Here is an 18691-nt window from a genome sequence, read left to right as displayed (position 1 = left end):
GCCGTCAGGCAGGCCCGACCAACCCTCCGCCCAGCGCGACGTACAGCGTCACCAGATTGTCGGCCTGCGCGCGGCGCAGTTCGATCAAGGCCTGCTCGGCGGCGAACAGGCTGCGTTCGGCGTCGAGCACTTCGAGATAGGTCGAAACGCCCTCGCGGTAGCGCTTGCGCGCCAGATCGGCGATGCGACGCGTCGCCAGCGTACCGCGCTCCTGCGCCTCGACCTGTTCGGCAAGATAGCGCCGCCCGGCGAGCGCATCGGCGACTTCGCGAAAGGCCGACTGGACCGTCTTTTCATAGGTTGCGACCGCGATATTCTCGCGCGCCTCGGCGACGGTCAGATTGCCCTTGTTGCGCCCGAAATCGAAGATCGGGAGGGTGATCGACGGCCCGAAGCTCCACGTCAGCCCATTGTCGGTGAACAGGCCGTCGAGCGCGCCCGACGCGAAACCGACATTGCCGGTCAACGAAATCGACGGGAAGAAGGCGGCGCGCGCCGCGCCGACGTTGGCGCGCGCCGCGCGAAGCTGTTGCTCCGCCGCCACGATGTCGGGCCGCGCGACGAGCAGGTCCGACGGCAGGCCGGCCGACAGCGTCGGCGGCGACGACTGGGCGGCCAGCGGCAGCGCCGCGGGCAGATCGGCCGGAAGCGGACCGCCGACGAGCACGGCGAGGAAATTGTCCGCTTGCGCCTTCGCGAGCTTCAGGCTCGCAAGCTGCGTCTCGGCCTGCGTGAGCAGCGTCTCCGACTGGCGGTAATCGAGCGCCGAAGTCACCCCGGCGTCGAGGCGCAGCTTGGCGATCCGCAGTCCTTCGCGCCGGCTCGTCACCGTCGCCTCGGCGAGCTCGATCTGCTCCTCGGCGCCGTGCGAGGCGAAATAGGTCGATGCGACGTCGCGAACCAGCGTCAGCCGGAACGCGCGCTCGGCCTGTTGCGTCGCGAAATACTGGCTGCGCGCCGCCTCCGACAGATTCTTCACCCGGCCCCAGAAATCGAGTTCGAACGAAGTGACGCCAACGCCGACCGAATAGCGGTTCGACGTGTCGGTTCCGGGGCCGCTCGGCGACGGGCCACGGCTACGCACCGCGTCGGCGCTCGCGCCCACGGTCGGCAGGCGATCCGCGTCCTGAATGCGATAGAGGCCGCGCGCCTCCTCGATCCGCGCAACGGCCACCGCCAGATCGCGATTGCGCTCGATCGCGCGCGCGATCAGCGCCTCCAGCTGCGGGTCGGCGAAAAAGTCGCGCCACGCGACGTCGGTCGCGCGCTGCCCCAATGTCACGTCATTCTCGAATCCTTGCGGATAATGCGCATCGGTCGCCAGCGGCGGCCGCACATGGTCGGGCGCAAGGTTGACGCAGCCCGCCAACGCGGTCGCGGCGAAGAGGACGGCGAACTTACGCATGGCCGGGCTCCGGATCGTGATGGCCTTTCTCGCCGGGCGCCGGCGGCCGCTTGCGGCTCAGCCATTTGCGTACCGACAGATAGAACAGCGGGATGAAGAAGATGCCGAGCAAAGTCGCCGCAATCATGCCGCCCATGACGCCCGATCCGACCGCGATGCGGCTTGCCGCCCCTGCCCCGCTCGCGATGACCAGCGGCACCATGCCCAGGATGAACGCCAGGCTGGTCATGATGATCGGGCGCAGCCGCAGCTTCACCGCTTCCATCACCGCGTCGAGCGTCGATTTGCCCTCGGCCTCCTGCTCGATCGCGAATTCGACGATCAGGATCGCATTCTTTGCAGACAGGCCGATGATCGTGATCAGCCCGACGTTGAAATAAATATCGGCGCCGAGCCCGCGCATCATCGAGAACAGCACCGCGCCGAGCACGCCCAGCGGCACCACCAGCAGCACCGCGACCGGCACCGACCAGCTTTCGTAGAGCGCGGCGAGCAGCAGAAAGACGACGACGAGCGACAGGCCGAGCAGCATCCCGATCTGCCCCGCCGACTGCTTCTCCTCATAGGAGATGCCGGTCCATTCATAGGAGAAACCTGCGGGCAAAGAGGCCGCAAGCCGCTCCATCTCCGCCATCGCCTCGCCGGTCGACTGGCCGGGCGCGGGTTCGCCCGAGATCGTCATCGCGGGATAGCCGTTGTAGCGCTGGAGCTGCGGCGCCTCGGCCGACCATTCGGCGGTGCTGAACGAACCGAAGGGCACCATCTCGCCCGCCGCGCTCCGCACCTTGAGGTCGGTGACGTCCTGCGGGGTCATGCGGCTCGCCGCGTCGGCCTGGATCAGCACGCGCAGCACGCGCCCCTCGCGCGTGAAGTCGTTGGCATAGGCGCTGCCAAAGGCGATCGCGAGGGTCGCGTTGACGTCGCCGATCGACAGGCCGAGCGCGCGCGCCTTGGTGCGGTCGATATCGACCTTCAGCACCGGTGCATCCTCCTGCCCCTCGGGCCGGACGTTCGCGAGCAGCTTGCTCTGCATCGCGCCGCCCAGCATCTGGTTGCGCGCCTGCATCAGCGCCGCGCGGCCGTTGCCGCCGCGGTCCTGCAGCTTGAACGTAAAGCCGCTCGCGGTGCCGAGTTCGGGAATCGACGGCGGGCTCAGCGAGAAGACGAAGGCTTCCTTGATTCCCATGAACGCGCCCATCGCCTTGCCGGCGATCGCATCGGCGCTGTCGCCGTCGCCCGTGCGCTCGTCCCACGGCTTGAGCGGGGTGAACATGATCGCGTTCGCCTGCCCCTGACCGAAGAAACTGAAACCGCGGACGAGCACGGTGTTCGCAACCTGTGGCTGGGCGGCGAAGAATTTTTTCACCTGATCGGACGCCAGATCGGTGCGCTGGGTCGTCGCGCCCGGCGGTGCCTGGACAACGGTGATCAGATAGCCCTGATCCTCCTGCGGCAGGAACGACCCCGGCAGGCGCGTGAAGAGCAGCGCGGTCACCGCGACCATCGCCACAAAGACGCCGAGCCAGCGCAACGGCGACGACAGTATGCGCCCGACGCGGCCCTGATAGCGATCGGTCGTGCGGCCGAACCAGCCGTTGAAGCGGGCGAAGAAGCGGTCGAACCATTGGCCGATGGGCCCGCTCCGCTTCTCCTCATCGTGCGGCTTGAGCAGCGTCGCGCAGAGCGCCGGGGTCAAGGTCAGCGCGAGCATGGCCGAAAAGGCGATGGAAATCGCGAGCGTCAGCGAGAATTGCCGATAGATGCCGCCCGTCGAGCCGGGGAAGAAGGCCATGGGGATGAACACCGCGATCAGCACCAGCGTGATGCCGATAATCGCCGAGGTGATCTGGCTCATCGCCTTCACCGTCGCTTCATAGGGCGACAGATGCTCCTCGCTCATGATGCGCTCGACATTCTCGATCACGACGATCGCATCGTCGACAAGGATGCCGATCGCCAGCACCATCCCGAACAGGGTCAGCACGTTGATCGAAAAGCCTGCGATCCACAGGCCGAGGCACGCACCCGCGAGCGCGATCGGGACGACGATCGTCGGGATGACCGTGGCACGCCAGTTCTGAAGGAAGAGGAACATGACCAGGAAGACCAGCACCATCGCCTCGCCCAGCGTCTTCACCACCTCCTCGATCGACAGGCTGATAAAGGGCGTCGTGTCGTAGGGGATCGACCAGGTGATATCGGGCGGAAAGCCCTTCGACAGCTCTTCCATCCGGCTGCGGATGCCTTCCGCGGTCGACAGCGCGTTGGCGCCCGGCGTCAACTGGACGGCAAGGCCCGCCATCGGCTTGCCGTTGAGCTCCGAGGAAAAAACGTAGTTCGCCGCCCCCAACTCGACGCGCCCGACGTCGCCCAGCGTCACCGCCGAACCGTCGGGGTTGGCGCGCAGGATGATGCCTTCGAATTGCTCGGGCTTGGTGAAACGCCCCTGCGTCGTGATCACGGCGTTGAGCTGCGCATTCTTTGCAAGCGGCTGGTCGCCTAGCTGGCCGCCCGGCGTCTGGCTGTTCTGCTCCTGCACTGCGCCTAGCGCTTCGGCGGGCGACAGATTGTGCGAAGCGAGCTTCTGCGGGTCGAGCCAGATGCGCATCGCATATTCGGGGGCAAAGGCCTGGACGTTGCCGACGCCGTTCACGCGGCGCAGCTCGTCGAGCACGCGCGTGTTGGCGAAATTATTGACCTCCATCGGGTCGGTGTTGCCGCTCTTCGACGTGATCGCGACGATCAGCAGGAAGCCCGAATTGGCCTCGGTGACCGAGATGCCTTGACGGCGCACATCGTCGGGCAGGCGTTGTTCGACCCGGCGAAGACGGTTCTGCACCTCCAGCTGGGCGTCATCGATATTGGTGCCGGCTTCGAACGTCAGCGTGATCGACGCGGTGCCGTTCGATTCGCTGGTCGAGGCCATGTAGAGGAAACCCTCGACCCCGTTCAGCTCCTGCTCGATCACCTGCGTGACATTCTGCTCGAGCGTGCTCGCATCGGCGCCCGGATAGGTGACGCTGATCGTCAGCGATGGCGGCGCGACCGAGGGATATTGTTCGACCGGCAAACCGCGCAGCGCGATGATTCCGGCCAGCAGGATGCCGATGGCGATGACCCACGAAAAAATGGGCCGGTCGATGAAAAAGCGGGGGCTCATGCTGCGGAACTCAGCGTTTCTTCGTCGCGGTTTTGGCGGGCGTCGGCCGCGTCGCCGCGGTTCCGCCGACCTTGGCGGTCTGCCCCGGCTGGACCTTCTGCAGCCCGTCGACGATCACGCGGTCGCCGGGCCGCAGCCCGTCGAGAATCGCCCATTGCCCCTGTTGCATCATCCCGAGCTTCACCGGACGGATGGTGACGATGTTCTTTTCGTCGAGGATCATCACCGTCGCCGCATCGGCCGACAGCTTGACCGCGCGCTGCGGGATCAGGATGCCGTTCGGTCTGAAACCGGCCTTGATACGCGCGCGAACGAACTGCCCCGGCAGCAGCGTATCGGCGGGATTGGGGAATTCGGCGCGCAACGCCGCGGTGCCGGTCGCCTCGTCGATCGACAGGTCGAGGAAGTCGAGATGCCCGACCACCGGATAGGGGGTGCCGTCCTCGAGGACCAGTTGCACCTCGACGCGGCCCACCGGCGGAATCTGGAGCTTCCCGCTTTCGATGTCGCGGCGGATCGCCATCAGATCCGAACTCGACTGGCCGAAATTGACATAGACGCGGTCGATCTGTTCGATCGTCGTCAGCAACGTGCCCTGCGCCGCGCTGACCAGCGCGCCCTCGGTCACCTCGGCGCGCCGCGCCCGGCCGGCAATCGGCGCGGTCACGGTCGCATAGCCAAGGCTGAGCCGCGCCGAATCGAGATTGGCCTGCGCCGACTGGACATCGGCCTCGGCGGTGCGCTGCGCGGCAACCGCGGCATCATACTCCTGCTTGCCGATCGCCTGTTCGGAGAGCAGCGGCTGATAGCGGCCGACCACCTGCCGTGCGTTGGCGGCGGTCGCCTGCGCGCGGGCAAGCTGGGCGCGCGCCGCATTGACGTTCGCGGTCAACTGGCGCGGATCGATGCGGAACAGCGCCTTGCCCGCGGCGACATAGCTGCCTTCCTCGAACAGGCGGCGCTCGACGATCCCGTCGACGCGCGCGCGCACTTCGGCGGTGCGATAGGCCTGCACGCGGCCGGGCAGCTCGATGATGTTGGGCACGGGCTGCGTCCCGACCGTCACGATGTTGACCTCGGGCGGCGGCGGCGCGGGCGGCGCTTCCGACGAACAGCCAGCCAGCAACAGGGCCAGCGCAGCGCCGGCGACGCTTGCAAAGGGACGGACGCGACTCATAGGGACCCCTGAAAAATTCGTTGTTTTCGGTGAAAGGCGACGGATGGAAACCGTTGCGCTTTGGTGCCGTGTAATTTAAATTACAGAAAAGAGCAAGAGAGAGGACGGGCCGTTGGTCGAGAATGAAGCGACTCCATGTCAAACCGATAGACCCAAGGGACCCACCAGTCCGCGCGAACGGCGGCACGAGGCGATTCTCGACGCCGCCGAAGCGCTGTTCATGGACCAGGGATATGACAGGACGAGTCTTGCCGAGATCGTTCGGCGTTCGGGCGGCTCGCTCGCAACCCTCTACGAACTGTTCGGCAACAAGCAGGGCCTGCTTCATGCGATCGCCGTTCGCTGGCGCGACGAGACGATGCAGGGCCGGGTCAATCAGGTGGAGGCGCCCGACGCGTCGGCCGTCGATATCCTGATGGGCTTCGTCCGCCGCGAGATCGGGCTTTGGCAATCGCCGCGCACGGTAGCGCTGTTGCGGATGCTGGTTTCCGAAGGCCTTCGCGACCGCGATTTCGCGTTGCAGACCTATCGCGACCTTCACCTTCCTTTCATTGCGGAGGTGTCGGCATTATTCTCCGAATGGGCTGCCACCGGCAAGGCGGCGATCGACGATCCGGAAGCGGCCGCGCATCTTTTTCTATCGACGATTTCGGGCGACATGATGCTCAACCGCCTGTTCGGCGTGGAAGACGGTATGCTCGACGAAGCGCAGATCCGCTGGCGGCTACAGCCATTTTTCAGCCATTTCAGGATCGCCTGACGGCTGGGACGACGGCCACCGCAGATCGGACGACAGGTTCGGGCCAGCCCGAGGCCGACGCTACCCCAGCAAGCTCTTCGACGCCTGTTCGGTCACGTCGCGCGACAGGCCCGGTTGCGCGAGGATGCGTTGCAGTTCGGCCTTCATCATCGTCTGCCGCGCCTCGTCGAAGCGTTTCCAGCGGCCGAGCGGCGGGATCATCCGCGCCGCGGTCTGCGGATTCTTCGGGTCGAGCGCGATGACAAGATCGGCGATCAGCCGGTAGCCCGCGCCATCGGCCTGATGAAACGCCGCCTGATTGCCGGTCAGCGCGCCATAGAGCGAGCGCACGCGATTGGGGTTCGCCAGCGTGAAGTCGGGATGCCCGGCCAGTTCCCTCACCGCGTCGACGGTGTCGGGACGCAGCGACCAGGCCTGCACCTGGAACCATTTGTCGAGCACCAGCGGATTGTCGCGATAGCGCTGATAGAAGATATCGAGCGCCGCCACCCGTTCGTCGCTGTCGCCATGCGCCAAGGTCGCGAGCGCCGCCTGCCGCTCGGTCATCCCGTCGGCGTCGGAGAAAATGCCGAATGCGACCGCCGGCGTATCGGGCAATCCCGTCGCCGCGAGGTACGCAAGCGCGACGCCGCGCAGGCGTCGGCCCCCCTTCGCCTTGCGCGAGAGGATCGCCGCGGGCGGCGGCGTTTCGGCCAGGATCGCGCGCCACTCGGCTTCCAGCGCGCCGCCGATCGCCGCCTGCAACGCCAGCCGCTCGCGGCGGATCGCGTCGGGGTCGACGACGACCATCTGGTCGCCGACGAACGCTTCGCTCGGCAGCAGCACCGCCTCGGCAACGAACGCCGGATCGGCGGCGCGTCCGCCAAGCGTCTGCGCGACGGCGTCGATCACGACGCTGTGGTCGACCGTCTCGCCCGACACGGCGGCGACGAGCGTGTCGAGCATCAGCTGCTGCAACGCCTCGTAGCGCGCGAACGGATCGTCGTCGTGCGCCGCAAGCCACGCCAGTTCGCCGCCCGCGCGCGCGAAATCGACGATCACCGGCGCCGAAAAACCGCGGTTCAGCGACAACATCGGCCGACTGCGATAATGGCCGAGCGGCACCGCCATCTCGCCGCGGTCGAGCAGGACAAGCCGTTCCTCCTCGATGCCATGCCCGCCGTCCAGATCGAACGCCTTGATCCGCAGCGGGATCAGGGTCGGCGCCTTGTCGGGCTGGCCGGGGGTCGCGGGCACCGCCTGCGCAAGGTGCAGCACGCGCTCGCCGGTGTCCTCGTCGCTCTCGATGCGCGCGGTGACGCGCGGCGTCCCCGCCTGCTCGTACCAGCGGCGGAACAGCGTGAGGTCGACGCCCGCGCCATCCTCGATCGCGCGGACGAAATCCTCGCACGTCGCCGCCTCGCCGTCGTGGCGCTCGAAATAGAGATCGGTGCCTTTGCGGAAACGCTCCGCCCCGACCATCGCGTGCATCATCCGGATGACCTCGGCGCCCTTGTTATAGACGGTCGCGGTATAGAAATTGCTGATTTCCTGATAGGAGTCGGGCCGGATCGGATGCGCGAGCGGCCCCGCATCCTCGGGGAATTGCGCAGCGCGGAGCAGGCGAACATCCTCGATCCGCTTGACCGCCGGCGAGCCCATGTCGGCCGAGAAGCTCTGGTCGCGAAAGACCGTGAAACCTTCTTTCAGGCTAAGCTGGAACCAGTCGCGGCAGGTGACGCGATTGCCCGACCAGTTGTGGAAATATTCGTGCGCGACGACGCCCTCGACGCCGTCATAGTCGAGATCGGTCGCGGTGTCGGGATCGGCGAGGATATAGCGGGTGTTGAAGATGTTGAGCCCCTTGTTCTCCATCGCCCCCATGTTGAAGTCGCTGACCGCGACGATGTTGAACAGGTCAAGGTCATATTCGCGGCCATAGACCTGCTCGTCCCATTTCATGCTGTTCTTGAGCGCCTGCATCGCGTGGCTCGTGCGTTCGACGTCGCCCTCGCGCACCCAGATGCCGAGTTCGACCTTGCGCCCCGACAGGGTGACGAACTCGTCGCGATTGACCACCAGGTCGCCCGCGACGAGCGCGAAGAGGTAGGAGGGCTTCGGCCAGGGGTCTTCCCACAGCGCCCAGTGCCGCCCGCCTTCGCTTTCGCCCTTTTCGATGCAATTGCCGTTCGACAGCAGGATCGGGAACAGCGCCTTGTCGCCTTCCATCCGCACCTTGTAGCGGCTGAGGACATCGGGCCGGTCGGGATGGAAGGTGATGCGGCGAAAGCCCTCGGCCTCGCACTGGGTGCAGAGCATCCCGTTCGACGCATAGAGGCCCATCAGCTGCGTGTTGGCGGCCGGGTTGATCGCAGTCTCGACCTCGACCACCGCCGCGGTCCGGTCGCCGAGATCGACGACAAGGTCGGGCCCCTCCATCCGCCAGTCGTTCCACCCTTCGCCGTCGACGCGCACCGCCAGCGCCGTGAGCCCGTCGCCGCGCAGCGTCAGCGGCGCCGGCGCATCGGCGCTACGCACCACCGACAGCGCGGCGGTGACGCGCGTCTCGTCGATCCCCAGCGCGAAATCGAGCGCGATGTCGGGAAGCTGCCATTCGGGCGGCCGGTAATCGCCGCGGTGGATGGTGACGGGAATGGCGGGCGTGGAAGAGGCGTCGGTCATGAACGAGGGTCTAGGCGCGGCGCCGCAGGCGCGCAATAAGCGCTGCAATGGCGAAGATGCTGATTTTCGGAATGGGCTATGCGGCGGGGCATCTCGCCACCCGGCTCGACGCGCGCGGCTGGGAGGTCGCGGGGACGACGCAGGATGGCCGCAGCGGCAGCATTGCGTTCGGCGACGAGGCGGCGGTAATCGGCGCCCTTCGGTCGGCGACGCATATTCTCTCGTCGGTCCCGCCCGTCAACGGCTGCGACCCGGTGCTGGATCGCTATGGCCAAGCGCTGGGCGTCGCCCCCGCAACATGGGTCGGCTACCTGTCCTCGACCGGCGTCTATGGTGACACGGGCGGCGCGTGGGTCGACGAAAGCGCGCCGATCAAGGGCCGCCGCCCCGACCGCAACGCCGCCGACGCCGCATGGTCGGCGCTGCGCGGCGACGTGCGGCTCTTTCGCCTGCCCGGCATCTACGGCCCCGGCCGCTCGATCCTCGACCGGATCAACGAAGGCCGCGCGCACCGGATCGACCTGCCCGGCCAGGTTTTCAGCCGCGTCCATGTCGACGACATCGCGGGCGGCGTCATCGCGTCGTTCCGCGGACCGGCGGGCATCTACAACCTCGCCGACGACGAGCCCTGCCACCAGAACCGGCTGGTCGAATGGGGCTGCGCGATGCTCGATGCGCCCCTTCCCCCGCTCCTGCCGCTCGACGAAGCCGGCCTCTCGCCCGCCGCGCGCGCTTTCTATTCCGAGAACCGCCGCGTCGCGAACGGCAAGGCGAAGCGGCTCCTCGGCTGGGCGCCACGTTATCCGACGTTTCGCGAAGGGCTCGCCAGCCTTGTCTAGGATCCTGACCCTAGATCAACGAGCCTGTCTAGAGCAGCACGTCCACCGCGTGAATCAACACCCCGACCAGCCCGCCGACCAGCGTGCCGTTGATGCGGATATATTGAAGGTCGTCGCCGACCGCATTTTCCAGCCGGTCGGTGATCGTCTTGGCGTCCCACCCGCGGATCGTATCGGACACCAGTTTCAGCGCCGTCTCGCCGTAACTGTCGACCATGCCGACCACCGCGCGGCGGGCATAGCGATTGAGCGTGCGCTTCAGCCCCTCGTCCTCGCCCAGCATCGTGCCGAACTGGGTGACGAGCTCGCCGATCCGGCCCGCGAGCATCGTTTCGGGGTCGCGCGCGGCCTTGAGCAGCGCGGCGCGCCCCTGTTCCCACAATCCGTCGAGCCAGCGCTTGACCGCCTTGTTCTCGAGCAGCTCGTCGCGGACCTTGGCGACCTTCGCCTTCACCTCGGGATCGTGCTGCAGGTCGAGCGCCATCTTGGCGAGTCCTTCCTCGACGCGGATGCGCAGCGGGTGCGTTTCGTCGACCGCCATTTCGCTGAGCAGCTTGCCGAGCCCCGCGACGATGCGGTTCGAAATGCTCTCGTCGAGCCCGGTGAAGCGCACGATCGCGTTGCTGTTGTCGTGGACCATCTGGTGGATCAGATGCTCGTTGAGTTCGAGCGTCTTCGATCCCCATTTGACCATCGCGTCGAGCAAAGGCTGGTGCCGCCCCTCGGCGAGCGCCGCCTGCAGCGCCTGCCCGAGCAACGGCGCGACGTCGAGGTCGCGGAGGCGATCGGCGATCGCCGACTTGACCATCCCGCCCAGCCGCTGCTGGTCGAGCGCGCCGAGCCCGTCGGCGATGATCCGCGACGCGCCGAGCCTGAGCCGCCCGCCGCCCTCGGCCGGCTGCGACAGGAATTTGCCGACCGCGCCCGCGACGTCGACCGTCCGCATCTTGCGCGCGATCAGCCGCGGCAGCAGGAAATTGGTGAGCAGGAAGCGCGCCAGCGTGTCGCCGATGCGGTTCTTGTTGCGCGGCACGATCGCGGTGTGCGGGATCGGCAGGCCCAGCGGATGGCGGAACAGCGCGGTCACCGCGAACCAGTCGGCCAGCCCGCCGACCATCGCCGCCTCGGCAAAGGCGCGCACGAAACCGATCGCGGGATGGACGTGACCGAAATAGCGCGCGGCGAGGAACACCGCCGCCATCACGATCAGCAATCCGGTCGCCACCACACGGATATTGGAGCCCCGCGCCGGAATGGCGACGCCCATCGGCCGGGAAAGAAGGCGGTCGGTCATGCGAACCAAATGGCGAAACGCCGCAAAGGTTGCAACCGGCGCAGCGACCTGTCGCGCCGGTTCGTCGGCATTATTCCGCCGGTTCGGGCGCCGGGGCGCCGTGCGGCTTCACATCGTCGCCTTTCCGATAGGTCAGAAGGTTGCGCGAGAAGAAGCGGCCGAGGCGCTTCTCGATGCTGTCGGCCAGGCTGAACCCTGCGGGCACGATCAGCAGCGTCAGCAGCGTCGACAGGGTCAACCCGCCGATCACGACCACGCCCATCGGCGCGCGCCACGCGCCGTCGCCCGACAGCGACAGCGCGGTCGGCACCATGCCCGCAACCATCGCGACCGTCGTCATGACGATCGGCTGCGCGCGCTTGCGGCCGGCATCGAGCAGCGCCTCCATCTTGCCGACGCCATGATCCATTTCCTCGATCGCGAAATCGACCAGCAGGATCGAATTCTTCGCGACGATGCCGAGCAGCATCAGCAGGCCGATATAGACGGGCATGGAGATTTCCATGCCCGTGATCAGCAGCCCAAGCAGCCCGCCCAACGGCGCGAGCAACAGCGACGACATGTTGACCAGCGGCGACAGGAAGCGGCGATAGAGGAGCACCAGCGTCGAGAAGACGAGCAGCAGGCCCGAGACGACCGCGATCAGGAAGTTGTTGATCAACTCCGCCTGCCATTTGGCGTCGCCCTGGATGATCTTGCGCACCCCTTGCGGCATGTCCTTGATCGCGGGCAGCGCGTCGATCTTCTTCTGTGCGTCGCTGGTGACAAGGCCGGGCGCCAGGTCGGCGCCGATCACGATGCGCCGCGTCTGGTTGTACCGGCGCAGTTCGGTCGGGCCGGCGCCGAAGCCGATCTCGGCCACCGACTTCAGCGGCACGGTGGTCCCGCGCGAAGTCGGCACCGGCAGATTCTCGATCGTCGCGAGCGCGCGGCGCGAATCCTCGGACAGCAGCACGCGGATCGGGATCTGGCGATCGGACAGCGAGAATTTCGCGGCGTTCTGGTCGATGTCGCCGATCGTCGCGATACGGATCGTCTGGCTGAGCGCCGAGGTCGTGACGCCGAGTTCGGCGGCCAGGTCGAGGCGCGGCTTGACGATGATTTCGGGGCGCGGAATGTCGCCCTCAATCCGCGGCGAACGCAGTTCCTTGAGCTTGCTCATCTCGCCGACGATCTTCATCGCGTGACGCTCGAGCAGCGCCGGATCGTCGCCGCCGATGATGAAGGTCAGGTCGCGGCCCGAAAAGCCGCCGGCCTGGCTCTGGAACGACACCCGCGCGTCGGGAATCGCCGCCATTTTCGGCTGCAGCCCGCGTTCCCAGTCGACGCTGGTCTGTTCGCGCTTCTTCTTGAGCGTGATGTACACCGTGCCGCCGCCAACATTGACGTCATAGAAGGCATTCTCGACCGTCTTGTCGGCTTCGAGAATATCGTTGATCTCGTTCGAGATATGCTCGCTCTGCGCCAGCGTCGACCCCGGCGGCAGCTCCCAGCGCACCTGGCTGTAATCGCTGTTGATCGTCGGCTGGAACTGTTGCGGCAGCGTCGCGAACAGCAAGATGCTCGTCGCGAAAGCCGCGACGCCGATCCCGACGATCCAGACGCGATGGTCGAACAGGCGCGCGTAGGCACGCTGCACCATGAACTTGGCCCAGCCCGTGAACGCGAACTGGCGCACCCCGCAGAGCCAGGCAAGCGCTCCGAGCAGGATCATGACCAGACTGCTCAACAGATATATGAAGGCGGCGAAGAAAGGCACCTGCAGCAGGAAATAGAGCGCCGGGTTGCGCCCCTCCTGACCGAGCGGCACCGGCTGGAAATAGGCATAGATCGCGTACAGGACATACAACCCCGCCATCGCCAGCGGCAGGCCCAGATAGCCGAGCTTCGTCGGTTCCGCGTCGAACTCGGCCCGCTTCACCTTGTGCTTCGAATTGTCGAGCGTCCACGCAAGGATGCGTTCGTAGCGGTCGACCCACGGGCCCGAGGCGTGATCCTGCTCGCCCTGCGCCGACAGGAAATAGGCGGCAATCATCGGGGTGATCATGCGCGCGACCGCCAGGCTGACGAGTACCGCGAACACCACGGTCATGCCGAACTGGATGAAGAATTGCCCTGAAATGCCCGGCATCAGCGCGACGGGCAGGAACACCGCGACGATCGACATCGTCGTCGCGACGACCGCAAGGCCGATCTCGTCGGCGGCGTCGATCGCGGCCTGATAGGCAGTCTTGCCCATCCGCATATGCCGGACGATATTCTCGATCTCGACGATCGCGTCGTCGACCAGCACCCCGGCGACGAGGCTGAGCGCCAGCAGCGACAGGCCGTTCAGCGAAAAGCCCATCATGTCCATGAACCAGAAGGTCGGGATCGCCGACAGCGGGATCGCCATCGCGCTGATCAGCGTCGCGCGCCAGTCGCGCAGGAACAGGAAGACGACGACGACGGCCAGCACCGCGCCCTCTATCATCGCGGCCATCGAGCTGCGATACTGCTCCTTCGTATATTCGGTGCGCGTGAACAGGATCTTGAAGTCGACCTTGGGGTTGTTCTTCTTGATCTCGGCGAGCTTCTTCATCGTCTCGTCATGGACGGTAACGTCGGATGCGCCCTTCGCCTTTTCGATCGAGAAGCTCAGCACCTGCTTGCCGCCGATCTTCGCGAGGTTGCGCTGTTCGGCATAGCCGTCGGTGACCTTCGCGACGTCCGACAGGCGGATCGTGCGGCCGTTGCCGATCGAGATGCGCGTGTCGCCGAGCTGGAACGCGTTCGCGGCGTTGCCGAGCACGCGCACCGCCTGCTCGCTGCCTGCAATCTCGGTGCGCCCGCCCGCGGCATTGACGTTCACCTGACGCAGCTGCTGGTTCACCTGGCTCGCGGTCAGGCCATAGCTCTGCATCCGTGCGGGATCGAGGATCACGCGGATCTCGCGGTCGACGCCGCCCGAGCGGCGCACCTGGCTCATGCCGGGGATCGACAGCAGTTCCTTTGCGACCGTATTGTCGACGAACCACGACAGCTGCTCCAGCGTCATGTCGCGCGTCTCGACCGCGAAATAGGTGATCGGGCCGCCCGCGATATCGACGCGCACGACCTGCGGTTCGAGAATGCCGTCGGGCAGGTCGCTGCGGATCTGCGAGATTGCCTGGTTGACGTCGTTATAGGCGCGGTCGATCGGGGTGCCGATCGCGAATTGCACCATCGTGCGGCTGTTGCCCTCGCTGACATAGGAGGACATTTCGTCGACGCCGCTAACGCTGCGCACCGCGGCTTCGACGCGCTGCGTCACCTGCGTCTCGAGTTCGGACGGCGCGGCGCCCGGCTGGACGACGATGACCTGCACCGCCGGGAATTCGATGTCCGGATTGTCGTTGACGTCCATCCGGTTGAAGCTGACGAGCCCTGCCATCAACAGAAGCGCGAACAGCACGATCGGCGGCACCGGGTTGCGGATGCACCAGGCGGAGATGTTGCGAAAGCTCATGATTCAAACGCCCTTGTGCGCCCGCAGGCTGCGTGTGCGACCAATTCTACTGCGACGATTTCTGGACCACCGGCTTCACCTTGTCGCCGGGGTTCAGGAATGCGCCCGCCAGCACGACGACCTTCTCGTTGCCGGTCAGTCCCGACGCGATCGACACGCCGCCGTCGGTGACGGTGCCGACCTTCACCAGCTTGCGCTCGATCTTGTCGTCCGCGCCGACGACCAGCACGAAATTGCCGTCGGGTCCGCTCTGCACCGCGCTTTCGGGGAGCAGTGGCGCCTGTTCGGTGCCCGAGACGAGCCGCGCGTCGGCAAAGCCGCCGGGGCGCAGCGCGGCGCTGTACGGGACCGCGATGCGCGCCGTGCCCTGCCGCGTGTCCATGTTGACGATCGGCGAAACCTGCCACACCTGCCCGGCGATCTGCAGGTTGGTGCCGACAGGCGTGATGGTCGCACGGGTGCCGACCTTGACGCGCTGCAAATCGGCTTCGGCAAGCTGCGCCAGCATTTCCATCTCGCCGCCGCGCGCCATGCGGAACAGCACGCCGCTGCCCGCGCCGACGACCTGGCCGGGTTCGACCTGACGCGTCAGGACCAGCCCCGCCGCCGGGGCGACGATGTTGAGGCGGCCGTTGCGCGCCAGTGCTTCCTGATATTGCGCCTGCGACACGCGGACGCGCGCGTTGGCGGCATCGCGGGTCGCACGCTTGCGGTCCATGTCCGCCTTCGAGATGAAGCCGCGGCCGACCAGCGCCTGCGCGCGCTCCAGCTCCGCCTGCGCCAGATCGGCATCGGCCTGCGCGACCTTGATCGAGGCAGCGAGGCTCGCCGCCTGCTGCGACTGCACGGCGCGGTCGATCACTGCGAGCGTCTGGCCCGCGCCGACCCACTGGCCGGGCTCGACGAGCACGCGGACGACCTGTCCGCCCTCGCCCGCGATGCCGACCGGCATTTCGCGGCGCGCCGCGATCGTGCCGTTGGCGGCGATCGCCGCCTGCACCGAGACGCGGCCGGGAATCACGACGGTGACGTTCGGCACATTCTGCGCCCCCGCGCCGCCGGCGCCGCCGGCGCCGCCCGCGGCCGTATCGGCGCCCTTGCTGTGCGCGAACGCATACCAGACGCCGAGCAGGATGACCGCGATCAGCGCGACCGCCGCGATCGTCAGCATCCGCTTGCGGCGGTTGTCATCGGCTTCGTAAAAGCTTTCGGTCCCCGCCAGGCTGTCCATCGAATCCACTTTCCGCTCGTAATTCACGCCACATCCCCTCGGCCGTCGACCTGCTGCCGACGGCAGTGCAAGCCGCACCGCAGGGGCGCAGCCAGATTTCCGGTCGGTGTATTACCCTATTAAATCACCGCGCGCAAGGGGTGAAACAGGCCCCCTCGCCCCACCCTCCGGGCACGGCGTCATAAGCTGGTCGGGCAGCAAATTCCAGTGCTTGGCTACGAAAATGGGGGCGACCGACATGCGTCGGCCGCCCCCGATTTCTTCGCTGCCAGGTCCGGATCGGACCCGGCGGTTCGCGGCGTCAGCGTACCCGGCCGCGCCGGATCAGGTTGACGATCGCCAGCAGGATGATCGCGCCGATGAACGCCGTGACCAGCGTCCGCCAGTCGAACGCGTCGCCGCGCAGATGCCCACCGCCGAACACGCCGCCGAGCAGCAGCCGGCCCAGAATAGAGCCCACGCACCCGACGATGATATTCAGGAAAATGCCCTGCTGGGCGTCGGTGCGCATCACGATGCTGGCAAGCCAGCCGATAATGCCACCCATCACAATAGCGATAATGAAACTAATCATGATTGACCCCCTACGATCAATGGTCTGCCCGACGTTGCGGACAGTCTGTGCTACCCTAAATCACTGCAATCGCCTAGCGAAATGGAGGAGCGCGCGCGGTTGCCGGGGCGCCGTTCACCGAGGACAGGCGCAAGGTACGAAATCGATCATCCCTATGATCTCCCCTTTCCGGTCGGCGAGCCCGTCAACGGGCGATCGGGCAGCAGCCGATAGGCGAATAATGCGAGAGGGGAGGAAAAGGTTCCCGGCCGTCGCCCGAAGGCCACGGCCGGGAAGAGGAGGATCAGTTCCGGTCGGGGAACTGCTCCGGGTCGCAAGGACGGGATAAGCAGCCTTGTTTGACCGCGATGTGACGGCGATCACTGGTTCGAATTTTTTCGGGTGATGGGCCGCAGGCGGGCGGCAGCGGCGAGCGCCGGAACAACGGACCCGCGGGCGCGCCGCAGGGCGCGCATATAAAGCCGGGCGCATACGAAATGGGGGCCGACATCGCTGCCAACCCCCACTATCCGGTTGCGTCCCTCGCCGCGCTTCGCCGCTGCATCCCGGCTCCCTGTCCTTTCGGTCAGTGACCCGCAAAACGCCGCGCCGCCGCGTGCGCCGGAACGGTCCGGCGATGGTTCGGTCGGCCCCCTTTCGGGGGCCGGCCTCACCTGGAAAGCCCTTCATCATCTCGTCCGTGCCTCTGCCGAAACAGCTGCGCTTTCAAAGCGATGGCCTGCATTTCCGTACCCGATCGGGTCCGCCTCAACTCGTGGGAATCGCTGCGTTCCGTGATCCGGCTATCGGTTGCTTTCCTCGTCGTCCCTCTCCGTTCTCGTCCGGCCAGTCTTGCAACTGCCCTTCTCGTCCCGGCGGTCCGTCGTCTCCGGCGTCCGATGATTTGAAGCTGTCACGAACGCGGGATGCCGCCAACAGAAAACGCACGCAAAGCAGCAATCATACCCGTTCGCTTGTGGATAAGTCCGGCATTAGCAACAAGCGGATTCGCCGCGGCATTTTTGTAACATTAGCGCAGCATTTTCGGAGTCGTCGCCCCGACCGCGGTTCCCGACTCATCGCCGCGACTCGATTCGCGAAACCGCAAAAGGCGACTCGCCGTCGCGGTTCAAGCGCGACCGAGGTCGCCCTTGCCCACCGTCCCCGACGCCATTTCGAGCATCCGGTCGAGGCTCTTGCGCGCCGCGAGGCGAAGCTCTTCGTCCATCTCGATCCGCGGCTTGAGGTCGCGGAGCGCGAGGTAGAGCTTCTCCATCGTGTTGAGCGCCATATACGGGCAGATATTGCAGTTGCAGTTTCCATCCGCGCCCGGCGCGCCAATGAAGGTCTTTTCGGGCAGCGCCAGCTCCATCTGGTGGATGATGTGCGGCTCGGTCGCGACGATCAGCGTGTCGCCGGGGAAGCTCTTCGCGAACTGCAAGATGCCGCTCGTCGATCCGACATAGTCGGCATGGTCGACGATGTGCGGCGGACATTCGGGATGCGCCGCGACCGGCGCGCCCGGATGCTGCGCCTTCAGCTTCAGGAGCTCGGTCTCGCTGAACGCCTCGTGGACGATGCACACGCCCGGCCACAGCAGCATGTCGCGCCCGAACTTGCGGTTGAGATAGCCGCCAAGGTGCCGGTCGGGGCCGAAGATGATCTTCTGGCTTTCGGGGATCTGGCTGATGATCGTCTCGGCGCTCGACGAGGTGACGATGATGTCGGAGAGCGCCTTCACCGCCGCCGAACAGTTGATGTAGGTCAGCGCGATATGGTCGGGATGCTGCGCACGGAAACGCGCGAACTGTTCGGGCGGACAACTGTCCTCGAGGCTGCATCCCGCATCCATGTCGGGCAGGATCACCGTCTTCTGCGGCGACAGGATCTTCGCCGTCTCGGCCATGAACTTGACCCCGCAAAAGGCGATCACGTCGGCGTCGGTGTCGGCCGCCTTGCGCGACAGCTCGAGCGAGTCGCCGACGAAATCGGCCAGATCCTGGATCTCGGGCTTCTGGTAATAATGCGCGAGGATGACGGCGTTGCGCTCCTTGCGCAGGCGCTCGATTTCGGCGCGCAGGTCGAGACCCGACAGATTTTCGCGAACGGGAGCAGTCATGGCTT

Annotated in this window: 11 protein-coding genes; 2 read left to right on the top strand and 9 right to left on the bottom strand. The window is 66.3% G+C overall.

Features of this window, described 5'->3' with window-relative positions; translation table 11 throughout:
- Positions 1-4 precede the first annotated feature (4 nt).
- From J1N50_RS11240 to J1N50_RS11230, 3 genes are read right to left on the bottom strand one after another with little or no spacing between them, the layout of a single operon-like run.
- Entirely contained in the window at positions 5-1405 is a 1401-nt protein-coding gene (locus J1N50_RS11240) for an efflux transporter outer membrane subunit (protein WP_215353543.1), read from the bottom strand.
- The gene (locus J1N50_RS11235) at positions 1398-4565 is read right to left on the bottom strand and encodes an efflux RND transporter permease subunit (protein WP_215353542.1); all 3168 of its coding nucleotides are present in this window, start codon (positions 4563-4565) and stop codon (positions 1398-1400) included. The genes J1N50_RS11240 and J1N50_RS11235 overlap by 8 nt, the downstream gene beginning before the upstream one ends.
- A 10-nt stretch (positions 4566-4575) precedes the next feature.
- Positions 4576-5742 carry an efflux RND transporter periplasmic adaptor subunit gene (locus tag J1N50_RS11230; RefSeq protein ID WP_215353541.1) on the bottom strand — a complete coding sequence of 389 codons (1167 nt, stop codon included), beginning with the start codon at positions 5740-5742 and terminating at the stop codon, positions 4576-4578.
- 112 nt (positions 5743-5854) lie between these two features.
- Between J1N50_RS11230 and J1N50_RS11225 the strand changes: the two genes are divergently transcribed.
- Complete coding sequence (locus J1N50_RS11225) at positions 5855-6502, top strand: TetR/AcrR family transcriptional regulator (RefSeq protein ID WP_281414834.1); 648 nt, start codon at positions 5855-5857, stop codon at positions 6500-6502.
- Positions 6503-6562: 60 nt separating this feature from the next.
- Here J1N50_RS11225 and pepN read toward each other — a convergent pair whose 3' ends face one another.
- Positions 6563-9163 (bottom strand): aminopeptidase N, encoded by a 2601-nt coding sequence (gene pepN / locus J1N50_RS11220; protein ID WP_215353540.1) that lies wholly within the window; start codon positions 9161-9163, stop codon positions 6563-6565.
- Between the two features lie 47 nt (positions 9164-9210).
- On the opposite strand from pepN, the gene J1N50_RS11215 reads away from it, so the two are divergent.
- Complete coding sequence (locus tag J1N50_RS11215; RefSeq protein ID WP_215353539.1) at positions 9211-10002, top strand: Rossmann-fold NAD(P)-binding domain-containing protein; 792 nt, start codon at positions 9211-9213, stop codon at positions 10000-10002.
- A 28-nt stretch (positions 10003-10030) separates the two neighbouring features.
- Here J1N50_RS11215 and J1N50_RS11210 read toward each other — a convergent pair whose 3' ends face one another.
- The 5 genes from J1N50_RS11210 to nadA form a co-directional block, all read right to left on the bottom strand.
- A complete protein-coding gene (locus tag J1N50_RS11210; protein ID WP_246553395.1) occupies positions 10031-11296 on the bottom strand; it encodes a DUF445 domain-containing protein in 1266 nt (421 codons plus the stop codon).
- 70 nt (positions 11297-11366) lie between these two features.
- Positions 11367-14783 (bottom strand): efflux RND transporter permease subunit, encoded by a 3417-nt coding sequence (locus tag J1N50_RS11205; protein WP_215353538.1) that lies wholly within the window; start codon positions 14781-14783, stop codon positions 11367-11369.
- A 46-nt stretch (positions 14784-14829) separates the two neighbouring features.
- Entirely contained in the window at positions 14830-16014 is a 1185-nt protein-coding gene (locus J1N50_RS11200) for an efflux RND transporter periplasmic adaptor subunit (protein ID WP_215353571.1), read from the bottom strand.
- Positions 16015-16315: 301 nt separating this feature from the next.
- Positions 16316-16588, bottom strand: coding sequence for a GlsB/YeaQ/YmgE family stress response membrane protein (locus tag J1N50_RS11195; protein ID WP_197410113.1), 273 nt, complete (start codon positions 16586-16588; stop codon positions 16316-16318).
- Positions 16589-17696: 1108 nt separating this feature from the next.
- Positions 17697-18686 (bottom strand): quinolinate synthase NadA, encoded by a 990-nt coding sequence (gene nadA / locus J1N50_RS11190; protein ID WP_215353537.1) that lies wholly within the window; start codon positions 18684-18686, stop codon positions 17697-17699.
- Positions 18687-18691 lie beyond the last annotated feature (5 nt).

The organism is Sphingopyxis soli (genome assembly GCF_018682675.1).
Taxonomy (GTDB): Bacteria; Pseudomonadota; Alphaproteobacteria; order Sphingomonadales; family Sphingomonadaceae; genus Sphingopyxis; species Sphingopyxis soli.
The sequence above is the reverse complement of the archived record's forward strand: the minus strand, read 5'-3'. Positions and strand labels throughout refer to the sequence as shown.

Excerpts from the sequence above, each read along its gene's own strand:
- J1N50_RS11240 (WP_215353543.1), bottom strand. The coding sequence starts at position 1,405 with ATGCGTAAGTTCGCCGTCCTCTTCGCCGCGACCGCGTTGGCGGGCTGC.
- J1N50_RS11235 (WP_215353542.1), bottom strand. The coding sequence starts at position 4,565 with ATGAGCCCCCGCTTTTTCATCGACCGGCCCATTTTTTCGTGGGTCATC.
- J1N50_RS11230 (WP_215353541.1), bottom strand. The coding sequence starts at position 5,742 with ATGAGTCGCGTCCGTCCCTTTGCAAGCGTCGCCGGCGCTGCGCTGGCC.
- pepN (WP_215353540.1), bottom strand. The coding sequence starts at position 9,163 with ATGACCGACGCCTCTTCCACGCCCGCCATTCCCGTCACCATCCACCGC.
- J1N50_RS11215 (WP_215353539.1), top strand. The coding sequence starts at position 9,211 with ATGGCGAAGATGCTGATTTTCGGAATGGGCTATGCGGCGGGGCATCTC.
- J1N50_RS11210 (WP_246553395.1), bottom strand. The coding sequence starts at position 11,296 with ATGACCGACCGCCTTCTTTCCCGGCCGATGGGCGTCGCCATTCCGGCG.
- J1N50_RS11205 (WP_215353538.1), bottom strand. The coding sequence starts at position 14,783 with ATGAGCTTTCGCAACATCTCCGCCTGGTGCATCCGCAACCCGGTGCCG.
- J1N50_RS11200 (WP_215353571.1), bottom strand. The coding sequence starts at position 16,014 with ATGGACAGCCTGGCGGGGACCGAAAGCTTTTACGAAGCCGATGACAAC.
- J1N50_RS11195 (WP_197410113.1), bottom strand. The coding sequence starts at position 16,588 with ATGATTAGTTTCATTATCGCTATTGTGATGGGTGGCATTATCGGCTGG.
- nadA (WP_215353537.1), bottom strand. The coding sequence starts at position 18,686 with ATGACTGCTCCCGTTCGCGAAAATCTGTCGGGTCTCGACCTGCGCGCC.